The sequence below is a fragment of the Sphingomonas sp. TX0543 genome, from assembly GCF_048565505.1.
In the GTDB taxonomy this organism is placed as follows: domain Bacteria; phylum Pseudomonadota; class Alphaproteobacteria; order Sphingomonadales; family Sphingomonadaceae; genus Sphingomonas.
Window position 1 is genome coordinate 2434781 of the sequence record NZ_JBLZUS010000002.1, and the last position, 17917, is coordinate 2452697.

Here is a 17917-nt window from a genome sequence, read left to right on the forward strand (position 1 = left end):
TTAGTCCTCGTGCGTCGCTTCGCCCTTGCCGAGTTCGGCCTTGAGCGTGAAGCTGCCAGTGGTTGCGATCTGTTCGTTGCCGGTGAGGCCCGAACGCACGATCACGGTATCGCCGGAGGCGTCGCCGGGGACGATCGGGGTCGCCTGGAAACCCTTGGGCGTCCGCACGAACACGACCGACTTGCCCTCGTTGGTCTGGATCGCCGTGGAGGGGACGCGGATCGAGGAGGATCCGCCGCTGCCGGTCAACTGCACCGCAGCCGTGACGGGCTCGCCGACACGCCACGTTCCCCCGCGATTGTCGAGCGTCGCGATGACCGGCACGAGCCGCGTCTGAGAGTTGAGCGCGGGAGACACGAAGGTGATGCGCGCCGACGCCTGCCGACCCGCCGCCGTAACCATCACGACATTGCCGGGTCGGACCCGGCTTGCATCGGCAGGCTGGAGATTCAGCGACAACGAGACCTGATCGAGATTTGCGATGCGGTAGAGTTCGGCATCGGCTGTCACGGTCTGCCCCAGCGTCACCGGTCGCGCGATCACCTGTCCGCGGATCGGCGCGACGATGCCAAGGCGGTTTAGGCCGCCCCCGCTCACACCCGCCGCCGACACCTGGCTCCGTGCCTGCGTCAGCGCGATGCGCGCTTCCGTCGCGGCCGTCCGCGCGGCGATCAGATCCTGCTCGGGCGAGACGCGCTGCGAAAACAGCCGCTGCTCGCGTGCGAAATTGGAATTGGCGAGCTGGAGGCGCACACGCGCGGCCTCGACATCGCCCTTGTTGCGCTGCTTCGCGGCTCTCGATGATCGCGATCGTCTGCCCCCGCCCGACCGATTGGCCGAGGTTGTGGGTGAGCGCGACCACGCGGCCCCCGATGGCGGCGGAGACGACCTGCGTCGCCTGAGGATCGCCCTCGATCGTCGCCGGCAGCGCGATCGTGCCCGCGCCGCCAACGATCGGACGGCCGAGCTGGATGCCAGCCGCGGCAATCTGTTCGGCGGTGAGCGTCACCGCACCGTCATCGGCATGTGTCTCGCCTTGAGCACCGGCAGCTTCGTTCGTAGGCGCGGCTTCGTTACCGGCATCGGCGCCGCCACCACAAGCGGCCAGCAGGAGCGCGAGCGACGCCGCGCGCGCGACATGGATCTTCTTCATCAGCGATTTCCCCCCGTCGTGGGTGTCGGCACCGGGGCAGTCAGCCGTCCGAGCCGTGCTTGTGCATTCTGGTAGTTGGCGAGCGCGTCGATCGCCGCGAGCCGGGTCTCTGCGAGCGTGCGCTCGGCGTCGAGCAAATCTAGCTGCCCGAACTTGCCTTCGCGGTAGCCGATCCGCGCGATGCGTGCGGCTTCCTGTGCCGCCGCCAGCGCAGGACCGGCAGCGGTCCGCGCGGTGATCGCCGCGTTCGCGGCTTCCGTCTCGGCCTCGCTGATCGCCTGCTCGACATCGAGCGCGGTCACGCGACGCAGCGCCTCGGCCTGCGTCCGCTGCGCGCGCGCCTGTGCGACCGCCGCACGCCCGTTGTTGAAGATCGGGATGGGGATCGACACGGCGAACACCGCCGCGACGTCGTTGGTCGCTTCCAATCGGCGCAGCGCCGGCCCGACGTTGAGGTCCGGCACGCGATTGGCGCGCGCAAGCCGGACGCCTGCATCGGCAATCGCCAGATCCGCATCGGCCGCCGCCAGCGCCAGCGTGCCGATCGCGCGCACCGGCGCTACGGGGCCGATCGCCACCTGACGCATGCGATCCAGCAGCCCCAAATCGAGACGGCCGTCGATCGGACGCCCGATCCGGCGCGACAGGTTCGCGCGTGCCGTTGTCGCGAGCCGCGACGATCGCTCGGCATTGGCATCCGCGTTGACTTTGGCGACATTGGCGCGCTGCTCTTCGAGCGGCGACGCCCGACCAGCCTGGACCCGCACCGATGCGGCTCGCAGGGCTTCGCTCGCGATCCGCACCTGATCGCGTGCGGTGATGAGGCGTCGTTCGGCCGCGATCGCCTCGACATAGAGTTGCGTCACCTGCAACCGCACATCGGCCGCGACGATCGCCGCCTGAAGTTCGGCGCGGCTAAGCTGTGCGTTGGCTACCGCGACGCGCGCGCTGCGCTTGCCGCCCAGCTCGATCGGGATCGCGACCCCGATCGTCGTCTCCGCGCTTCTGAGGCCGCTATACGGCCCCGTGCCGGCGATATTCTCGATCTGCCCCTGCACCTGTGGGTTGGGGCGAAGCCCCGCAATCGTGCGGCCCTGGCGTGCCGCGTCGATCGCCGCCGTCGCGGCCTCGGACGCCGGTGCCGAGCCGCCCGACGCAACCACGGCATCTTCGAGCGTGTAGATTGGACCTACCGACGCACCCGGCACCGGCATCACCGTTTGCGCGTGCGCGACCGTGGCGCACGACGCCGCGGCCAGCAGGGCCGCAAGCAACATTTTCATGATGAATCATCCTGACAAACAGCATCAGGCCGGAATCCGGCCAGCGGTGTTCGTCAGGCGTTCGGCGGCCTCAGTCCTGGCGAAACCGTGCTGGAGGCAAGTACCGTATCAGCACCCGCCAGCGGACCCATACGGGCACCGTCAAGTGAGGGCCGCACCTCGTCGTTCGAGGGTATCTGCATCGCCGAGCTGTGGCAGGTGCCGTGATGATGAGGCATCGCCTTATCACTGTCGCCCTGCGACTGATCAGCGTCGCCATCTGTGTGCACCGCACCGCTGCATTCGATCGTGGCCACACCCGGCAGCTCGCGCGCGTGCACGGTCGCCGACATCAACAGCGATGAAGCGATCAGCATGAGAAACAGGCGCAGAATGCGAGACACGGTGCGTGCGCATAGACCAGTACAGCTGTCCTGTCATCAAGGGGCTGGCGTCGTGTTGCTGAGGAGCAATGCGATATCGCGCAATGACGCTTGATGATCGAGAAATGCCCCAGCACAAACTGGCAGAGTTTCAGGGGAGCACGACAACCTGACTGCCCGACGCGTGATCGCGCCGGTGTTCGAGCGGGCGGCGCAGGCAAGCTGGCGCACGGAAAAAGTCATCCCTTGCCAGTCAACCTGGAGATTTTCCCGAAGCACCGACGCCTAGTCGCGCTCGGAAGCGCGGCGCTGCGCCCGACGCGCCGAGGGCGATAACCCGAAGTGGGCCCTGAAGCTGCGCGAGAACTGGCTTGCGCTCGAGAAGCCGCACGCGATCGCGACCTCTAATATCGTCATCCCGGTCGTGCGCAGGAGTTGATCGGCCTGCTCGAGCCTAATGCGCCGATACGCCTGCTCGATGGTCTCGTGTAGATGGTTCGAGAAGATCCGCTCAAGTTGCCGCACTGACACGCCCGCCGCCTCCGCCAGCTCGCGCCGGGAAATCGGATCCTCGACCGACGCTTCCATGCGCGCCAGCGTCCGGAGGAGACGGTCGTTGCTCAGCTGATACCGCTCGCGGAGGCTGACGCGCTGAGATCCGGTCGGCGCCCGCGCCTCGGTGCGGATGAACCAATCGCTTACGCGTACCGATAGATCGTGGCCATGATCCCGTTCGATCAGCTCTATGGCAAGATCGAGCCCCGCCGTTCCGCCTGCGCACGTGACCCTGCGTCGATCGACAACGTAGAGGCCGGGCTCGACAGAGACCATCGGGAATGCTTCCTGGAGAGCGGAGCGGTGCTCCCAGTGTATTGTCGCCCGGTATCCGTCCAGGAGACCAGCTCGCGCGAGCAGGAACGGCCCACCGGAGACGCCGACCAGGACCGCCTTCGTGCGCGCGATCTGACGTAGCCAAGCCATCGTTCGCTTGTCGTCGAACAGCGTGGGATCGCCACCGGCGAATACGAATAGGACGTCGCACTCGAGAAGTTCACCAACGGTCGTCTCCGCGAGAATGCTGGCGCCATTAGACGCGGTAGCGGTCGGCCCGCCCGTCGAGACGTGTGTCCAGCGATACAGCTCGCGTCCAGCCAGCACGTTCGCTGCCCGGTAGGGTTCGATCACCGACGCATACGACATCAGCGCGAAACCATCGACCATCAGCAGTCCCAAAGACCGCGTCGTTTGCGAGTGAGAGTCGTCCTGCGACATGGAAGCGTCGCTCCTGCTCAAGTGCGGTCCCCGATTATCGGCTAGAGGACGAGAGGTAAATGCCAATCGAGGTTCGCAGGATGTCGCGCTTTTCGATCTTCGGCCTGGCCGCGAAGTCACTTAACGGACATCGCGGATGGAAGCCCACTTGGCGGAATGCCTCGCCTCGGTCGGGCTATGACGTCGTCATCGTAGGCGGCGGCGGGCACGGGCTGGCCACCGCCTACTACCTCGCCAAAACGCACGGCATCACCCGCATTGCAGTGATCGAGAAGGGATGGATTGGCGGCGGGAACGCCGGGCGCAATACCACAATCATCCGCTCAAACTACGGCCTGCCGGGCAACGAGCCCTTCTACGAATGGTCGATGAAGCTCTGGGAGGGCCTGGAGCAGGAGCTGAATTACAACGCGATGGTCAGCCAGCGCGGTGTTCTGAATCTCTACCACTCGGATGGCCAGCGCGACGCGTTCGCCCGGCGCGGCAACGCGATGCGTCTGCACGGAGTCGACGCGGAGCTGCTTGGACAGGACGGAGTAAGGCGTCTCGCGCCATTCCTCGCCTTCGACAGCGCCCGCTTCCCTATTCAGGGCGGCCTGTATCAGGCCCGCGGCGGAACCGCGCGGCACGATGCGGTCGTATGGGGCTATGCGCGCGCCGCCTCTGAACTCGGCGTCGACATCATCCAGAACTGCGAGGTAACGGGGTTCATCCGTGACGCCTCCGGCGCCGTTACCGGGGTCGAGACAACACGCGGCGCGATCGGCGCCGGAAAGGTGGGCGTAGCCGTCGCCGGCAGCACCTCGCGCGTCGCCGCGATGGCGGGCCTTCGACTCCCCATCGAAAGCCATGTTCTTCAAGCGTTTGTCAGCGAGGCGCTCAAGCCGGTGATACCCGGCGTTATCACCTTCGGCGCGGGCCATTTCTACATCAGCCAGTCGGACAAGGGCGGCCTGGTCTTCGGCGGCGATCTCGACGGCTACAACAGCTACGCGCAGCGCGGAAACATGCCGGTGGTCGAGGACGTGTGCGAGGGCGGCATGGCGATCATGCCGATGATCGGCCGCGCGCGCCTGCTGCGCAGCTGGGGCGGCATCATGGACATGTCGATGGACGGCTCCCCGATCATCGACGCGACGCCCGTCCCCGGCTTCTATCTCAACGCCGGCTGGTGCTATGGCGGGTTCAAGGCGACGCCGGCCTCGGGCTGGTGCTTCGCCCACCTGCTTGCCACCGACAGTCCGCACGAGACGGCGACCGCCTTCAGGCTCGACCGCTTCCGCACCGGACATCTCATCGACGAAAAGGGCGTCGGCGCCCAACCCAACCTTCACTGAGGTCGCGACTATGCGCATCCCCTGCCCCTATTGCGGCGACCGGGACTCTCAGGAGTTCGTCTACCGCGGTGACGCAAGCCCGCAGCGCCCGGATGGCGAAGAGAGCTTCTTCGACTATGTCTACACGCGCGACAATCCAGCCGGTCCGATACGCGAGCACTGGTACCATGCCCAAGGGTGCCGCACCTGGATCGAGGTGTCCCGCGACACCCGCAACCACACCATCTACGGCGCGGTGCTGGCGGCGGAGGTGGGCCGATGAGCCGTCTTCCTTCCGGCGGCTTGGTTGATCGATCGAAGCCGCTATCCTTCACTTTCGATGGCAGGCCCTATGCCGGCTTCGAGGGCGACACCTTAGCTTCGGCGCTGGTGGCCAACGACGTGAAGTTGGTCGGACGTTCGTTCAAATATCATCGGCCGCGCGGCATCCTGACGGCCGGTAGCGAGGAGCCGAACGCGCTCGTCACGCTCCGTACCGGCGCTTATGCCGAGCCGAACACGCGCGCCACGATGGTCTCGCTGTTCGACGGCCTGGACGCGAACAGCCAAAACCGGTGGCCGAGCCTGCGCTTCGACATGATGGCGGTGAACCAGCTGTTCGCGCCGATCTTCGTCGCTGGCTTTTACTATAAAACGTTTATGTGGCCGGCGGGCTTGTGGGAGAAGCTGTACGAGCCGCTGATCCGCCGCGCTGCCGGCCTCGGCGAGCTTTCGACGCTGCCCGATCCGGACAGTTACGATCGGGAGCATGGCTTCTGCGACCTGCTGGTGATCGGCGGCGGCCCCGCCGGCCTCGCCTCAGCGCTGACCGCCGGGCGCGCAGGCCTTCGGGTGATACTCGCTGACGAGGACATCCGGCTTGGCGGACGCCTGCTCGCTCAGCGCCACGAGATCGACGGCGTACCAGGCGCAATATGGGCCGAGAATGCCGCGGCCGAGCTGGCGACGCTGCCCAACGTCCGCGTGCTGACCCGCACTGCCGTCTTCGGCGTCTATGACGGCCGCGAATATGCCGCCGTCGAGCGCGTGTCGGACCATCTTCGCGTGACGCCCGCAGGCCAGCCGCGCCAGCGCTTGTGGAAGATTGTTGCGAGACGGGCGATCCTCGCCACTGGCGCGATCGAGCGGCCGCTGGTGTTCGGCGGCAACGATCGCCCCGGCGTGATGACTGCATCGGCAACGTCCACTTACGTTAACCGCTTCGCCGCGTTGCCGGGCAAGCGCGCGGTGGTGTTCGCCGCCAGCGACAGCGGCTGGCAGACAGCGCTCGACCTGATCGCCGCGGGTATGGAGGTCGCTGCGGTGGTCGATCCGCGCGAAACCGCCCCAATCGACCCCGAGGCACTACGCAAGGCGGGCACCGAGATACTGCTTGGTGCGCAGGTGAGCGACGCGATCGGCGCGCCAGTGCGCAAGGTGGACGTCCGCCTTGCTAATGGCAGCAGCCGGACGATCGCCTGTGACCTCCTGGCCATGGCAGGCGGATGGAATCCCGCCATTGGCCTTGGCAGCAACATGGGAGCGCGCCCGGTCTGGTCCGAGGCGGCGCAGAGTTTCCTGCTGGATCAGACCCCGCCCGGCCTCGCGCCGGCCGGAGCGGCGGCAGGCCACTTCATTCTCTCCGAAGCGCTGACTGATGCCACAACGCAGGCGGTTACCGCGGCCGACGCGCTCGGCAAATCCATAACCGCCCCTCGCTTCAACGCCACCGACGAGCTGGCCGGCGTCCGTCCGCTCTGGCATGTGCCGGGTCGCGGAAAGGCATTCGTGGATTTCCAGCACGACGTCACCGATAAGGACGTTCAGCTTTCTGCGCGCGAGGGCTTCGTCTCGATCGAGCATCTCAAGCGCTACACGACGCTCGGCATGGCGACCGACCAGGGCAAGACCAGCCAGATGAACGGCCACGCTTTGCTCGCTGCCGCGACGGGCAAGTCGATCGCCGAGGCGGGCACGATCCTGTCGCGCGCGCCCTATCAGCCGGTCGCGATCGGCGTGCTCGCCGGCCATCATCGCGAGGAGCATTTCCGCCCCGAACGTCGCACTGCCAGTCATGACTGGGCCGCGGCGCAGGGTGCTACCTTCGTGGATGCCGGCCAGTGGAAGCGTGCCCAATGGTTCGCCCGCGCCGGCGAGAATGACTGGCTGGAGACGGTCAATCGCGAAGTCACGATGACGCGGAACGGCGTCGGGATTTGCGACGTCTCGACGCTCGGCAAGATCGACGTTCACGGGCCGGATGCCGCGGCGCTACTCGACCGGCTCTACATCAACATGTTCTCGACGCTGCCCATCGGCAAGGCGCGCTACGGCGTGATGCTGCGCGAGGACGGGATGGTGATGGACGACGGCACCACTACCCGCTTCGCCGAGGACAGCTTCTTCGTCACTACGACGACGGTGAATGCCGCGCGGGTGATGCAGCATATCGACTACGCACGCCACGTTCTCTGGCCGGAGCTCGATGTGCAGGCCACCTCCGTCACCGAGCAGTGGGCGACTTATGCGGTGGCCGGTCCCCGCTCCCGCTCGCTGCTCCAGCAGGCATTTCCGGACATCGACCTCTCCAACGAAGCCTTCCCCTTCATGGCGGCGGCAAAATTTCGCTGGAACGGCGTATCCGCGCGCATCTACCGCCTCTCCTTCTCTGGCGAGCTGGCCTATGAAGTGAGCGTGTCCGCCAACCATGGCGATGCCCTGATCCGCCATCTGATCGAGGCGGGACGCGGCTTCGATGTCGTGGCCTATGGCACCGAGGCGCTGGGCGTGATGCGGATCGAGAAGGGCCACGCCGCCGGCAATGAGTTGAACGGCATGACTACCGCCGCCGATCTCGGCATGGGCCGCATGATGTCGAAGAAAAAAGACTTTATAGGACGCATTATGGCAGCGCGACCGGGCATCGCCGATCCGATGCGGCCGGCGCTGGTCGGCCTGCGGCCGGTCGACCCTGCGCACAAGATACGGGCTGGTGCGCACCTGCTCGGCGTCGATGCCCCGCGCACCGCGGCGCACGACGAGGGCCATGTCACATCGGCCTGCTGGTCCCCGACGCTGGGCCATTCTATCGCTCTGGCGCTTCTGGTCGACGGTGCGAACCGTCACGGTGAGCATATCGCGGTGCATGACCCGGTGCGCGGAGCGGATGTCGAGGCGGAGATATGCGATCCCGTCTTCCTAGATCCGGAAGGGGTGCGCGTCCGTGGCTGAGCGGCTGACAATCCAATCGAGAGAGGGGCTCGGCATCGCGAGCGTTATGGCGCGAAAGGGCGCGGACCCGGCCGCCATCAGCGCGCTGGTCGGCGCTCCGATGCCCGCCAGCCCGCGCGCCGCGTTCGACGGCGCGCGAGCGGTCATCGGCACAGGCCCCGGTACGTGGCTGGTAATCGAAGAGGGTGCGGCCCCCGATTACGCAGACGCTCTGGCGGAAAGACTTGCCGGCCTTGCCTCCGTCTCAGACCAGTCAAGCGGCTATTCCGTGTTGCGTTTGTCCGGCCCGGATGCGCGCACCCTGATGCGCCGCGGCGTCGCGATCGACGTTGATCCCGTGGCGTTCGAACCCGGGTCGGCCGCGACCACGATCATCGCGCATATCGGCGTGATCCTGTGGCAGGTCGACGACCAGCCTACCTACGACGTCGCGACGTTCCGCAGCTATGCGGGGAGCTTCCGCCATTGGCTCGATCTCAGCGTCGCGGCGCTCTGATCCATCACTCCACATACCCGACGAGGATCCCGATGACCGTCGCCTATCTGCTCACGCTATCCTGCCCGAACCAGCCCGGCATCGTCTCGCGCGTCACCGCCGCGCTGTTCCACCACGGCGCCGACATCAAGGAGGCCCACCAGTTTGACGACGTCGAGACCGGCCGCTTCTTCATGCGGATCGTCGCGACCTTGCCATCTTCAGGCGCGGCGGACGCCTTCCGCGAGGGTTTCGGCGCCCTCGCCTCCGGCCTGGCGCTTGACTGGTCCTTTCGTGAGCGCGGCGAGCAGCGCAAGGTGCTGATCCTCGCTTCGAAGTTTGACCACTGCCTGGTCGATCTGCTCTACCGCAACCGGATCGGAGAGCTGAGCATGGAGGTAGTCGGCATCGTCTCCAACCATCCGCGCGACACCTATGCGGGCACCGATTTCGGCGCGATCCCGTTCCACCACCTGCCGATCACCAAGGACACGAAACCGCAGCAGGAAGCCCAGATCAAGGCGCTGGTCGACGCGACAGGCGCCGAGCTGGTGGTGCTTGCCCGCTACATGCAGATTTTGTCGGACGATCTGGCCGCCTTCCTTTCGGACCGGTGCATCAACATCCACCACAGCTTCCTGCCCGGCTTCAAGGGGGCCAAGCCTTATCATCAGGCCCATGCGCGCGGCGTGAAGCTGATCGGCGCGACCGCCCACTATGTAACCGGCGATCTCGACGAAGGCCCGATCATCGAGCAGGACGTCGAACGGATCAGTCACCACGACTCGCCTGAGGATCTCGTCCGCAAGGGCCGCGACATCGAGCGGCGCGTGCTCGCCCGCGCGGTCGCCTTCCACCTCGACGGCCGCGTGATCGCCAATGGCCACAAGACCGTCGTTTTCAGGGACTAAAGCGGTGGCGGCGCTGATCGATGGGACCAGGATCGCGGCTGGGGTGCGCCAATGCGTCGCCGAGGAAGCGGTCCGGCTGGCCGGTCGCGGCATCGTTCCAGGGCTCGCCGTGGTCCTGGTCGGCGAGGATCCGGCCAGTCACATCTACGTCCGCTCCAAGATCCGCCAGACCAAGGCTGCCGGCCTCGCCTCGTTCGAATATCGCCTGCCCGCCACAGCCACGCAGGGCGAGTTGCTCGAACTGATCCGCGCGCTGAACGGCGACGATCGGGTGGACGGCATCCTCGTCCAGTTGCCACTGCCGGGCCACATCGATTCGGACCGCGTGCTGGACGCCATTGATCCGATGAAGGATGTCGACGGCTTCCACCCGGTGAACGTCGGTCGCCTCTCCACCGGCACCGGCGGCCTGGTGCCGTGCACACCGTTGGGCTGCATGAGGCTTCTCGACACGGTGATCGACGACTATCGCGGGCAGAAGGCAGTCGTCATTGGCAAGTCAAACATCGTCGGCAAGCCCGTCGCAATGCTGTTGCTTGAGCGCGAATGCACCGTCACCGTTACCCACATTCACACCCGCAGCCTGCCTGAGATCACGCGCACCGCCGATATCCTCGTGGTCGCGGCCGGTGTGCCGGGCTTGGTGCGGGGCGACTGGATCCGGCCCGGCGCAGTCGTGATCGATGTCGGAATCAACCGGATTCCCGACGGGGCCGGAACTCGCATCGTCGGCGACGCGGCGTTCGACGAGATGGGCCACGCCGGCGCGGTCTCGCCTGTTCCCGGCGGCGTCGGACCAATGACGATAGCCTGCCTTCTCGAGAATACCGTGCGCGCGGCCCACCGCCGACGCGCCATCGCGTGACATTCGTCTTGTCGCCGCCTAGATTTGGTATCGATACCGACAGCAGAGGGCCGAACGATTCTCCCCCCCTAACGTATCCGAAGAAACCGAAGACGAGCTGGCAACGGGATCGGCCGCGCCTGGTGTGCCGGAGCGCAGCCTCGAAAAGGCACTCGGCAACCAGATTCGCACGATCCGCCGGCAACACGACCTCTCCGTTACCGATCTCGCCAGCGCGGCTGGCATTTCCAACGGGATGATGTCGAAAATCGAGAACGGCGCCATCTCACCTTCGCTCTCGACTCTGCAGGCGATTTCGGCGGTGCTTCAAATACCGCTGTCTTCGCTCTTCGCCTCATTCGAGGAACGACAGGATTGCTCCTACGTCCCGGCCGGGCAAGGTCTGAGCATCGAGCGACGCGGTACGAAAGTCGGTCACGTTTATCAGCTTCTCGGCCACGTGCTTCGTGGCGACGTGGCAGTCGAGCCCTATCTCATCACACTGCGCGAAAATGCGGCGGCGCACACCAGCTTCCGCCATTCGGGCGTCGAGTTTATCTACATGCTTGAGGGCGACGTGCACTACCGGCACGGCTCGGAGGTCTACCATCTCGAGCCCGGCGACGCGCTGTTGTTCGACAGCGCCGCCCCGCACGGGCCCGAGCGGCTGAGCGAAAAGCAGATGAAGTACATTTCGGTAATCATCTATCCCCGGCCCGAAGGCTGATTTTTCCTCTCAAGAATATTTTGTTCTCTTGGATTGACGAGCAACGAAGACGCACTTAAGAAAGTGGAAACCGATCACGGAAGGTTTCTCCCCGAAATGTGCGGTATCGTTGGACTGTTCCTGAAAGACAAAGCCCTTGAGCCGCAGCTTGGATCGCTGCTCGCGGGCATGCTCGAAGTCATGACCGATCGCGGCCCGGACAGCGCCGGCTTCGCGATCTACGGCAATGGCGACAAGGATCGCGTGAAACTTACGGTGCGCGGTACCGGCCTCGATCGCATCGCAGGCCAATTCGGCGAGACGGTGACGGTTACTGTCCGTGAAACCCATGCGGTGCTTGAGGTCCCCTGCGATCTGGAGGATCAGGTGCGAGGCTGGCTCACCACTGAGCGCCCGGATCTGGTCGTGACCGGAACCGGGCAGCGGATCGAACTCTACAAGGAGGTCGGACTTCCGAGCGACGTGGCCGCGCGTTTCGGGTTGGCGGGCATGAGCGGCACGCACGGCATCGGTCATACCCGTATGGCGACCGAGAGCGCCGTCACCACCGACGGCGCGCATCCCTTCTCCACAGGCTCGGACCAGTGCCTCGTACACAACGGCTCTCTCTCCAACCACCGTTCGCTACGCCGCATGCTGGAGCCCAAGGGCATCAGCTTCGCCACGGACAACGACAGCGAGGTCGCCGCCGGCTATCTCTCCTGGAAGCTGCGCGAGGGCGCCACTCTGGCCGAGGCGCTCGAAGCTAGCCTCGACGATCTCGATGGCTTCTTCACCTTCGTGGTCGGCACGGAGAGCGGCTTCGCCGTGGTGCGCGATCCGATCTCCTGCAAGCCCGCCGTCATGGCCGAGACCGACCAGTATGTCGCCTTCGGATCCGAATATCGCGCGCTGGTCGGCCTGCCGGGCATCGAGAATGCCCGCGTCTTCGAGCCGGAGCCCGCTCGCGTTTACGCCTGGGAGCGCAACTGATGCACGTCGTCGATCTCGCCAATACCGCCAGGCGCGAGCTGAACGCACAGCTCCACGCGCTTCCCGCCAACACCAATGAGACGCTGTGGCGCGTTGAGAATCCGCAGGGGCAGCACGCGCTCGCCGTCGGGCTGGATACTGCCGTCACCGTCGAGATCGCTGGCCATGCCGGATACTATTGCGCGGGCATGAACAAGCAGGCCACCATTGTGGTCGAAGGGAATGCCGGCGTTGGCGTCGCCGAAAACATGATGTCGGGCAAGGTGCATGTGAAGGGCGATGCCAGCCAGTCGGCCGGCGCGACGGCGCATGGCGGCCTGCTGGTGATCGACGGCGATGCCTCGGCCCGCTGCGGCATCTCGATGAAGGGCATCGACATCGTGGTGAAGGGCTCGATCGGACCGATGAGCGCATTCATGGGTCAATCCGGCAATCTCGTCGTGCTCGGCGACGCTGGCGACGCGCTCGGCGACTCCATCTACGAGGCCCGACTGTTCGTGCGCGGTGAGGTGAAGAGCCTCGGCGCCGATTGCGTCGAAAAGGAGTTGCGCGACGAGCACCGGAGGGATCTCCGTCGCCTGCTCGACGAAGCCGGCCTGCCCGACGTGCAGCCCGACGAATTCAAGCGCTACGGCTCGGCGCGCGCTCTGTACAACTTCCACGTCGACAACGCCGCGGCCTACTGAGGATCGATCGATGGATTTGGCGAACATCCCGCAGACCCTGCCGCGCCAGTCGGCGACCTTCGATCCGCACACCTTGTCCGAGATCCGGCGCGCGGCGGCGACCGGCATTTACGACATTCGCGGCGCGGGCACGAAGCGCGCGCTGCCGCACTTCGACGATCTGCTGTTCCTCGGCGCCTCGATCTCGCGCTACCCGCTGGAGGGTTATCGCGAGAAGTGCGCGACCGACGTATGGCTTGGCACGCGCTTCGCGAAGAAGCCCATCCACCTCAAGATCCCAGTCACCATTGCGGGCATGAGCTTCGGCTCGCTCTCGGCGCAGGCGAAGGAGGCGCTCGGTCGCGGGGCAGGTGCGGCGGGCACATCCACAACCACCGGCGACGGCGGCATGACGCCCGAGGAGCGCGGCCAGTCCAAAACGCTGGTCTACCAATACCTCCCCTCTCGCTACGGCATGAACCCGGACGACCTTCGCAAGGCGGACGCGATCGAGGTTGTCATTGGGCAGGGCGCAAAGCCGGGCGGCGGCGGCATGCTGCTCGGCCAGAAAATCTCCGATCGCGTCGCGGCGATGCGCAATTTGCCCAAGGGGATCGATCAACGTTCTGCCTGCCGCCACCCCGACTGGACCGGGCCGGACGACCTCGAGATCAAGATCGAGGAGCTTCGCGAGATCACCGACTGGGAGAAGCCGATTTACGTGAAGGTCGGTGCCACGCGGCCGTACTATGACGTCGCGCTTGCGGTGAAATCGGGCGCCGATGTGGTCGTGCTGGACGGCATGCAGGGCGGCACGGCGGCGACGCAGGACGTGTTCATCGAGCATGTCGGCATCCCTATCCTCGCTGCGATCCGCCCCGCGGTGCAGGCGCTGCAGGATCTTGGAATGCATCGTAAGGTGCAGTTGATCGTCTCAGGCGGCATCCGTAACGGTGCCGATGTCGCCAAGGCGCTGGCGCTCGGCGCCGACGCGGTGGCCATCGGCACGGCGGCACTGGTCGCGCTGGGTGATAACGATCCTGCGTGGGAGGCCGAATACCAGAAGCTCGGTACTACCGCCGGCGCCTATGACGACTGGCAGGAAGGCCGCGACCCCGCCGGTATCACTACGCAGGATCCGGAACTGGCCGCCCGGCTCGATCCGATCGCAGCTGGCCGTCGCCTCGCCAATTATCTTGCCGTGCTCACGCTTGAGGCGCAAACCATCGCGCGCGCCTGCGGCAAGAGCCACCTGCATAATCTCGAGCCAGAGGATCTGGTCGCACTGACCATCGAGGCGGCGGCCATGGCGCGAGTGCCGTTGGCGGGCACCGGTTGGATCCCCGGACAGGGCAATCTCTAGACGAACATCAACTTAGGAACTCCCTTCGCAGGCGGGACGGGTTCACAGGAGGTGGCAGGTCAGAAGTCCGCCGCCTTCGCATCGGGGACGGACATCTGACCATGACCAAGGATCTTGCCGAAGTCGCCAAGAAAAAGGGCATAAAGTACTTTCTCATCTCCTATACGGATCTGTTCGGAAGCCAGCGGGCAAAGCTTGTTCCGGCCTCGGCCATCGCCGGGATGCAGCGGAATGGCGCCGGCTTCGCGGGCTTCGCCACCTGGCTCGACATGTCCCCGGCCGACCCGGACCTCTTCGCCAGGCCGGATCCGGAGAGCCTGATCCAGCTGCCCTGGAAGCCAGAAGTGGGCTGGCTCGCCGCCGATCTCTGGATGAACGACGCGCCTGTCGAGGCGTCGCCCCGCAACGCGCTGAAGGCGCAGATCGCGTGGGCCGCCGATATCGGCCTCCAGATGAAGACTGGCGTGGAATGCGAATTCTTCCTGATCGCGCCCGATGGCGATCGCATCGCCGATACCGCCGACACACAGGTCAAGCCGTGTTACGACCAGCAGGCCCTGATGCGCCGCTATGATGTCATTACCGAGATCTGCGACAGCATGTTGGATCTTGGGTGGAAGCCGTACCAAAACGACCATGAAGACGCAAATGGCCAGTTCGAGATGAACTGGGAGTTCGACGATGCGCTACTCACCGCCGACCGGCACGCGTTCTTCAAGTTCATGGCCAAGAGCATTGCCGAGAAGCATGGCCTGCGGGCTACTTTCATGCCCAAGCCGTTCGTCCACTTGACCGGAAATGGCTGCCACATGCACGTGTCGATGTGGAAAGGTGATGAAAACGCCTTCGTCGGAAATAGTGGCGAGCTCTCCCATCTGGGGCTCAACTTCATCGGTGGCGTGATTCACTCGGCAGACGCAATTGCCGCCATCACCAACCCTACGGTGAACAGCTACAAACGGATCAACGCGCCGCGCACGCTCTCTGGCGCGACTTGGGCTCCCAATTCCGTGACGTGGACCGGGAACAACCGCACACATATGATCCGTGTGCCAGAAAGCGACCGCTTCGAGTTCCGGCTCGCTGACGGTGCCGTCAATCCCTACCTGCTCCCTGCCGTGACCCTGGCCGCCGGACTGGACGGTATCGAGAGCAGCCGTAGCCCGGGCCAGCGGCTCGACATCAACATGTACACCGACGGCCATTCGATCAAGGACGCAAAGAAGCTACCCCTGAACATGCTGGACGCGCTTCGAGCTCTCGAAGAGTCGACGGTCCTGAAGGGGGCGCTCGGCGCACTCGTTCCTGCTTATCTTAAGCTCAAGCATGGCGAATGGAACGACTATGCGCGCCACCTCACCCAGTGGGAACGGGACACGACCCTCGACTGCTGATGGGCTTTCGAGACATCATCGGGATCTTCGCATCCGATGACGGAAGAGGCGTAGATGGCGATCTGAACCGCGACGGGTTTGCCGGAGGCTCCAACTTTCGAGAGTAAGGGCCTACGAACAGCAAGACGACGGACGAGTTCGCACCGTAGGTGCGCGCCCGCGCGGTTCGGATGGTGCAGGATCACAAGCGCGAGCATCCGTCTCGCTCCGATCGCATCACCCGCTTGTCATCACCAGGATACCGCACGCCGCGACCCGTCGCGGCTCCCCGTTCGTGGTCAACGAGCAGCCCTGGCACAGGTCGGTAGCGTTGACCTCCACCAAGGCGCTCAAGGCAAATGTTTGCGTTTGGCATCAGGCTTTCGATCGTCACAGGGACGCCACGTTCAACTCAGCCCAAGCCAGTGTCGCGTTGTCGGAATGCGGCGGAGCACGGCCCGTTCACCCACGACCGCCAGTATCAACGTCGCACCGAACAGCGGCATATAAGCGCCAAGCGCGACGATCGCCGCCACGAGTCCAGTTCGGAAGCGTGGCCGGGCCAGTGGCAGGGGTGCGCCCAGTAAGCCGATCGGCCGCCTTCGCCACCACATGATGGCACCAGAGACGGCGAGCACGATCAGCAACAGCGCGGTGAGCGTGCCAATGAGCTGGTTGGCGATGCCAAACAGAGCACCTTCGTGGACCGCGATGCCATAGCCGACGATGCGGTCAATCACGTGGCGGTCCGCGAAGGCGACGCGGCCGACGAGCCGGCCCGTGGATCCGTCGACTTCCGCCTCCGATCGCAGCGGGCGATCCGCCGCGTCGGACGCCACCGCCCACGGCCCGCCCTGATGCTTCGGCGGAGACAGCAGCACCGGTGGCGCGATCTGCAATGGCCGGACTGTCGCGATCACCCGCGCAAGCTCGCCCGCTTTTACCGGGGGTGCAGGCACGGCCATGCCCTCGTGATGGGCATGAAGGCCCGGCATGGCGTCGCGCCCGGGGGCCGGCGCCTTGCCGCCGATCGTCCAGTCGACGGGGCCTGCCACCGTGCCGGTCAGCGCACGTACCTCGCCCATATAGCTCCCCCAGGCGCTAGCCCATGGCAGGCCAGTAAGGATCAGCCCCAGCGCGAACACCGAAACCCAGATGCCTGCGGTGGCATGGACATCGCGCCAGAACCGGCGCCGGCCACCACGGAGCCGCGGGTACAGCACGCCCGCGAGCCCGCGCCGATTGCGCGGCCACCACAGGTAGAGCCCGGTCAGGAGCATCACGACTGCCCAGCATGCGGCGATCTCTACGAGGTAGCTTCCCCACTTTCCCGCCAGCAACTGCCCATGAAGGCGTGACACCACGTTGAACAGCCTGTCATCCTCCCGAACAACGTTCAGGACCGTCAGCGACCGAGGATTGATGTAAACGCGTTCATCGACGCGCCCTGCCGTGACGATGACGCGAACAGCATGTCCGCTCTGTTGCGGCAGCACATATTTGCGAAGCGACGATCCCGGCACCGCCCGCAGCGCCGCTCCGACCTGGGCGTCAGGCGCGAACGTCGCCCCGCCGACCGGCAGGCGGTCGTAGGGTCGATCCAGCCAGGCCTCGAGCTGCGGGCGCCACAGATAGATTGTTCCCGTCAGCGCCAACCAGATGACAAACGGTATGCAGAACAGCCCGGCGTAGAAGTGCCAGCGCCATACCGCATTGTACCATCTTGCGCCGACGTTCCGTTCATCGACCGCCGAACCGCTTCCGCCGCTCGCGGCATCCATCGTCCCCATCATAGCGCCTTGGTCAGACGTAGTCCGACAGTCCGTGGCGCCCCGACAAGATAGGAGAAGTAGCTGGTGGCGGTGGTGTTGCCCGGCGAGGTGGTGAACTCCTGGCCGAACACCGGAACCACATCAAACAGGTTGGTGATGTCAAAGGGCCCCGAACTTTCCGCAGATGTGGGCGCTTAA

At 65.4% G+C, this 17917-nt stretch carries 15 protein-coding genes and 1 pseudogene; 11 read left to right on the forward strand and 5 right to left on the reverse strand.

Annotation, left to right across the window (positions count from 1 at the left end):
* From ACM61V_RS12215 to ACM61V_RS12230, 4 genes and pseudogenes are all read right to left on the reverse strand, one after another.
* Window positions 1-1153 (reverse strand): annotated as a pseudogene (locus ACM61V_RS12215) (efflux RND transporter periplasmic adaptor subunit).
* Window positions 1153-2436, reverse strand: coding sequence for a TolC family protein (locus ACM61V_RS12220; protein ID WP_137786544.1), 1284 nt, complete (start codon window positions 2434-2436; stop codon window positions 1153-1155). The pseudogene ACM61V_RS12215 and the gene ACM61V_RS12220 overlap by 1 nt, the downstream one beginning before the upstream one ends.
* A gap of 53 nt (window positions 2437-2489) precedes the next feature.
* Entirely contained in the window at window positions 2490-2819 is a 330-nt protein-coding gene (locus ACM61V_RS12225; protein ID WP_249341519.1) for a hypothetical protein, read from the reverse strand.
* Between the two features lie 264 nt (window positions 2820-3083).
* Window positions 3084-4070: a GlxA family transcriptional regulator gene (locus tag ACM61V_RS12230; protein ID WP_137786545.1), complete on the reverse strand. Its 987-nt coding sequence runs from the start codon at window positions 4068-4070 to the stop codon at window positions 3084-3086.
* Window positions 4071-4150: 80 nt separating this feature from the next.
* Between ACM61V_RS12230 and ACM61V_RS12235 the strand changes: the two genes are divergently transcribed.
* From ACM61V_RS12235 to glnT, 11 genes are all read left to right on the forward strand, one after another.
* Window positions 4151-5407 (forward strand): sarcosine oxidase subunit beta family protein, encoded by a 1257-nt coding sequence (locus ACM61V_RS12235; protein ID WP_137786546.1) that lies wholly within the window; start codon window positions 4151-4153, stop codon window positions 5405-5407.
* Window positions 5408-5417: 10 nt separating this feature from the next.
* Window positions 5418-5669, forward strand: coding sequence for a sarcosine oxidase subunit delta (locus ACM61V_RS12240; RefSeq protein ID WP_137786547.1), 252 nt, complete (start codon window positions 5418-5420; stop codon window positions 5667-5669).
* Window positions 5666-8617, forward strand: a complete 2952-nt coding sequence (locus ACM61V_RS12245; protein WP_137786548.1) for a sarcosine oxidase subunit alpha family protein — start codon at window positions 5666-5668, stop codon at window positions 8615-8617. The genes ACM61V_RS12240 and ACM61V_RS12245 overlap by 4 nt, the downstream gene beginning before the upstream one ends.
* On the forward strand, window positions 8610-9113 hold the full coding sequence (locus ACM61V_RS12250) for a sarcosine oxidase subunit gamma (protein WP_137786549.1): 504 nt from the start codon (window positions 8610-8612) through the stop codon (window positions 9111-9113). Before ACM61V_RS12245 ends, ACM61V_RS12250 begins: the two co-directional genes overlap by 8 nt.
* A gap of 32 nt (window positions 9114-9145) precedes the next feature.
* A complete protein-coding gene (gene purU / locus ACM61V_RS12255; protein ID WP_137786550.1) occupies window positions 9146-10003 on the forward strand; it encodes a formyltetrahydrofolate deformylase in 858 nt (285 codons plus the stop codon).
* Complete coding sequence (locus ACM61V_RS12260; RefSeq protein WP_137786551.1) at window positions 9972-10868, forward strand: bifunctional 5,10-methylenetetrahydrofolate dehydrogenase/5,10-methenyltetrahydrofolate cyclohydrolase; 897 nt, start codon at window positions 9972-9974, stop codon at window positions 10866-10868. The genes purU and ACM61V_RS12260 overlap by 32 nt, the downstream gene beginning before the upstream one ends.
* A gap of 124 nt (window positions 10869-10992) precedes the next feature.
* Window positions 10993-11574, forward strand: coding sequence for a helix-turn-helix domain-containing protein (locus ACM61V_RS12265; protein WP_249341520.1), 582 nt, complete (start codon window positions 10993-10995; stop codon window positions 11572-11574).
* 96 nt (window positions 11575-11670) lie between these two features.
* Window positions 11671-12546, forward strand: coding sequence for a class II glutamine amidotransferase (locus tag ACM61V_RS12270; RefSeq protein ID WP_137786552.1), 876 nt, complete (start codon window positions 11671-11673; stop codon window positions 12544-12546).
* Window positions 12546-13232, forward strand: a complete 687-nt coding sequence (locus tag ACM61V_RS12275; RefSeq protein WP_137786553.1) for a protein glxC — start codon at window positions 12546-12548, stop codon at window positions 13230-13232. Before ACM61V_RS12270 ends, ACM61V_RS12275 begins: the two co-directional genes overlap by 1 nt.
* A gap of 10 nt (window positions 13233-13242) precedes the next feature.
* Window positions 13243-14574: an FMN-binding glutamate synthase family protein gene (locus tag ACM61V_RS12280; protein ID WP_137786554.1), complete on the forward strand. Its 1332-nt coding sequence runs from the start codon at window positions 13243-13245 to the stop codon at window positions 14572-14574.
* A 101-nt stretch (window positions 14575-14675) separates the two neighbouring features.
* Complete coding sequence (glnT, locus tag ACM61V_RS12285; RefSeq protein ID WP_419714027.1) at window positions 14676-15968, forward strand: type III glutamate--ammonia ligase; 1293 nt, start codon at window positions 14676-14678, stop codon at window positions 15966-15968.
* A 386-nt stretch (window positions 15969-16354) separates the two neighbouring features.
* On the opposite strand, the gene ACM61V_RS12290 is transcribed toward glnT, so the two are convergent.
* Entirely contained in the window at window positions 16355-17728 is a 1374-nt protein-coding gene (locus tag ACM61V_RS12290; RefSeq protein ID WP_137786652.1) for a PepSY-associated TM helix domain-containing protein, read from the reverse strand.
* Window positions 17729-17917 lie beyond the last annotated feature (189 nt).

Bases quoted from the DNA above. Each gene is read 5' to 3' on its own strand.
- ACM61V_RS12220 (WP_137786544.1), bottom strand. From the start codon at position 2,436: ATGAAAATGTTGCTTGCGGCCCTGCTGGCCGCGGCGTCGTGCGCCACG.
- ACM61V_RS12230 (WP_137786545.1), bottom strand. From the start codon at position 4,070: ATGTCGCAGGACGACTCTCACTCGCAAACGACGCGGTCTTTGGGACTG.
- ACM61V_RS12235 (WP_137786546.1), top strand. From the start codon at position 4,151: ATGTCGCGCTTTTCGATCTTCGGCCTGGCCGCGAAGTCACTTAACGGA.
- ACM61V_RS12240 (WP_137786547.1), top strand. From the start codon at position 5,418: ATGCGCATCCCCTGCCCCTATTGCGGCGACCGGGACTCTCAGGAGTTC.
- ACM61V_RS12245 (WP_137786548.1), top strand. From the start codon at position 5,666: ATGAGCCGTCTTCCTTCCGGCGGCTTGGTTGATCGATCGAAGCCGCTA.
- purU (WP_137786550.1), top strand. From the start codon at position 9,146: ATGACCGTCGCCTATCTGCTCACGCTATCCTGCCCGAACCAGCCCGGC.
- ACM61V_RS12260 (WP_137786551.1), top strand. From the start codon at position 9,972: ATGGCCACAAGACCGTCGTTTTCAGGGACTAAAGCGGTGGCGGCGCTG.
- ACM61V_RS12270 (WP_137786552.1), top strand. From the start codon at position 11,671: ATGTGCGGTATCGTTGGACTGTTCCTGAAAGACAAAGCCCTTGAGCCG.
- ACM61V_RS12275 (WP_137786553.1), top strand. From the start codon at position 12,546: ATGCACGTCGTCGATCTCGCCAATACCGCCAGGCGCGAGCTGAACGCA.
- ACM61V_RS12280 (WP_137786554.1), top strand. From the start codon at position 13,243: ATGGATTTGGCGAACATCCCGCAGACCCTGCCGCGCCAGTCGGCGACC.
- glnT (WP_419714027.1), top strand. From the start codon at position 14,676: ATGACCAAGGATCTTGCCGAAGTCGCCAAGAAAAAGGGCATAAAGTAC.
- ACM61V_RS12290 (WP_137786652.1), bottom strand. From the start codon at position 17,728: ATGGATGCCGCGAGCGGCGGAAGCGGTTCGGCGGTCGATGAACGGAAC.